Genomic DNA, 2,676 nt, shown 5'->3' on the forward strand with positions numbered 1-2,676 from the left:
GTGTTGCGGCGCAAGCATTCTGAGATCAAACGTCAGCTGCTGGACCAAACTGTGGTGTCGGGCATCGGCAACATCTACGCCGACGAGGCGCTGTGGCTGGCGGGGGTGCACAGCGCGCGGGTGGCCGCCACACTGCCCCGGCGGCAGTTGCGGGCGGTGCTGGACGCGACCGCTGACGTGATGCGCGACGCGCTGGCCGCCGGCGGCACCTCGTTCGACGCGCTGTATGTCAACGTCAACGGCCAATCCGGCTATTTCGACCGCTCGCTGAACGCCTATGGCCGCGAGGGCGAGCCGTGCCGGCGCTGCGGCACACCGATCCGCCGGGAGAAGTTCATGAACCGTTCGTCGTTCTCCTGTCCGAAATGCCAGCCCCGCCCACGCCGCGGAGCCTCCTCCACGCGAGCGTGCGTGTCGCCGGCCGACACACTGGGCAGATCGCCGGGTTGACGCACGCTCGCGTAGCGGTCGCCATTGAGCCATAAAACCAGGAAAGCAGTATCCTGGCTAACATGAAAACGACGCTGGAGCTGCCCGACGAATTGATGCGGGCAATCAAGGTCCGCGCGGCGCAGCAGGATCGCAAGATTAAAGACGTCGTGGCCGAACTGCTCAGACGAGCCCTGTCCCAGCCGGAGAGTGCAGCTGGGACTCCACGGTTGCGGCGGGTGCAGCTTCCGCTGGTGCAGTGTGGCGCCGCAGCTGGCCCGGAGATGACGCCGCAGCGTGTCGCCGCAGCCTTGCTCAACCAGGAAGCCGACTGGTCGTTCGGGCGCGGCGATGCTGCTGTGTGACACCAACGTTTGGCTGGCGCTGGCGCTTTCTGGGCACGTGCACCACATGGTCACGCGCGCATGGCTGGACACGGTCGACGAGCCCGGCGTCATCCATTTTTGCCGTGCCACCCAACAGTCGTTTCTCCGGCTGTTAACCAACCGCACAGTTCTGGGTGGGTACGGCAGACCGCCGCTGACCAACGACGAAGCGTGGGCCACCTACGCAGCGTTGCTGGACGACGACCGCATCGGCATGACGAACCGGGAACCCGACGGTCTGGAGGCCCACTGGCAGGCGTTCGCGGTACGCCGGTCGGCGGCGCCCAAGGTCTGGATGGACGCGTATCTGGCCGCATTCGCACTCACGGGTGGATTCGAGTTGGTGACCACCGACTCCGACTTCACGCAGTACAGCGGGATCGCGCTGCGGCTGCTGACCAGGTCATGAACGGCGACACCGTCGACGGAAATCAGTCGAAGATGTCGCGGCGCACGGTCGCTGACGATGCTGCCGTATCCACGAACCACTCCCGGGGGAACAACAGACCGAATACTTCAGGTGGCAGTCGAAGCAGTATCGCGAACATGCTTGCGACCAGGCCGTTGTCGCGGATCTGCGAGCGGTGGGCAGCGAACGCAGCTCGTTTCTGGCGTGCGAACCAGAAGACGTTGATCCGGTGTGTGATGGATGATCGTGGCGCGTATGCCGAGCGGACCACGTCCCGGTCGTATGGCGCCGGCAGTCTCAGCAATCGAGCGGCATCGCCGACCCGGCACAGCAGTTCGCGGGGCATCGTCGCCTCCAGCACGCGCGGTGTCGCTGCGAGCTCGGCGGCCCGCTTGCCGACGTGGTGCACTTGCACATGGTCACGATGGCTGTAGCCGCCGTTGGGGGCCCGTCGGTCGCCACAACGACAACCACGCGATGCCCGCCCGGCGGCCGCTGCCCGCGCGAGCGTGCCACCGGTGAGAATCACCTCGTCATCTGGATGGGCATGGAAGGCGACGACGGTGGCCATGCAGGGCAGTATGCCCGCTCACCCGTCCTGCCAGCGTGTCGAGATCGTGCCACCCGAATTTTTTCTCGACACCGTCGATCTCGACGCAAGATGTGCCGGTAGAAATAACCCATGACGCAACTGTGGGTCGAGCGCACGCTCACGTCGGGTACCACGGTCACTTTCACCACTTTCACGGTGGCTGATGTCAGAGTCTGACGTTCGCCTTGCCGCCTTGGTGCGCGGGCGGGTGCAGGGAGTCGGCTTCCGCTGGTGGACCCGGTCACGTGCGTTGGAACTGGGTCTGAGCGGATACGTTGCCAACCGCATTGACGGACGCGTGCTGGTCGTCGCGGAGGGGCCGCGGGAAACCTGCCAACGCCTGTTTGACCTGCTGCAAAGCGGCACCACGCCCGGTCGCGTCGACGCCGTCGTCGCCGACTGGTCGCAAGCGAGCGAGGACATCGACGGATTCAGCGCGCGGTAACTGGCTGCGGGCCGGTATACCGTGGGCGCACGCCGGTAGTCTCACAGGTCGTGCACCTCAAGAGTCTGACGCTGAAGGGTTTCAAATCCTTCGCGTCGCCGACGACTCTGCGTTTCGAACCGGGCATCACCTGCGTGGTCGGGCCGAACGGCTCGGGCAAGTCCAACGTGGTCGACGCGCTGGCCTGGGTGATGGGCGAGCAGGGCGCAAAGACGCTGCGCGGCGGCAAGATGGAGGACGTCATCTTCGCCGGCACGTCATCGCGTGCGCCGTTGGGCCGCGCAGAAGTCACCGTCACCGTCGACAACTCCGACAACGCGCTGCCGATCGACTACACCGAGGTGTCGATCACCCGGCGGATGTTCCGCGACGGCGCCAGCGAATACGAGATCAACGGCGCCAGTTGCCGGTTGAT

General features: G+C 65.6%; 6 protein-coding genes. 5 read left to right on the forward strand and 1 reads right to left on the reverse strand.

Annotated features, from left to right (window positions below):
* The 3 genes from AC2VON_RS03200 to AC2VON_RS03210 form a co-directional block, all read left to right on the forward strand.
* A partial coding sequence (locus AC2VON_RS03200; RefSeq protein WP_486951645.1) for a zinc finger domain-containing protein occupies positions 1-450 on the forward strand: 450 nt, incomplete at its 5' end.
* A 62-nt stretch (positions 451-512) separates the two neighbouring features.
* Positions 513-794 carry an antitoxin gene (locus AC2VON_RS03205; RefSeq protein WP_486951646.1) on the forward strand — a complete coding sequence of 94 codons (282 nt, stop codon included), beginning with the start codon at positions 513-515 and terminating at the stop codon, positions 792-794.
* Positions 781-1,224: a type II toxin-antitoxin system VapC family toxin gene (locus AC2VON_RS03210; RefSeq protein WP_486951647.1), complete on the forward strand. Its 444-nt coding sequence runs from the start codon at positions 781-783 to the stop codon at positions 1,222-1,224. Before AC2VON_RS03205 ends, AC2VON_RS03210 begins: the two co-directional genes overlap by 14 nt.
* A 22-nt stretch (positions 1,225-1,246) precedes the next feature.
* Here the strand turns inward: AC2VON_RS03210 and AC2VON_RS03215 are convergent, their stop codons facing one another.
* Positions 1,247-1,795: a hypothetical protein gene (locus tag AC2VON_RS03215; RefSeq protein ID WP_486951648.1), complete on the reverse strand. Its 549-nt coding sequence runs from the start codon at positions 1,793-1,795 to the stop codon at positions 1,247-1,249.
* Positions 1,796-1,979: 184 nt separating this feature from the next.
* On the opposite strand from AC2VON_RS03215, the gene AC2VON_RS03220 reads away from it, so the two are divergent.
* Positions 1,980-2,261, forward strand: coding sequence for an acylphosphatase (locus tag AC2VON_RS03220; protein ID WP_486951649.1), 282 nt, complete (start codon positions 1,980-1,982; stop codon positions 2,259-2,261).
* 50 nt (positions 2,262-2,311) lie between these two features.
* Positions 2,312-2,676, forward strand: a 365-nt coding sequence (locus tag AC2VON_RS03225; protein ID WP_486951650.1) for an AAA family ATPase, incomplete at its 3' end; no start/stop codon positions are given.

The organism is Mycobacterium sp. TH-M82 (genome assembly GCF_057473605.1).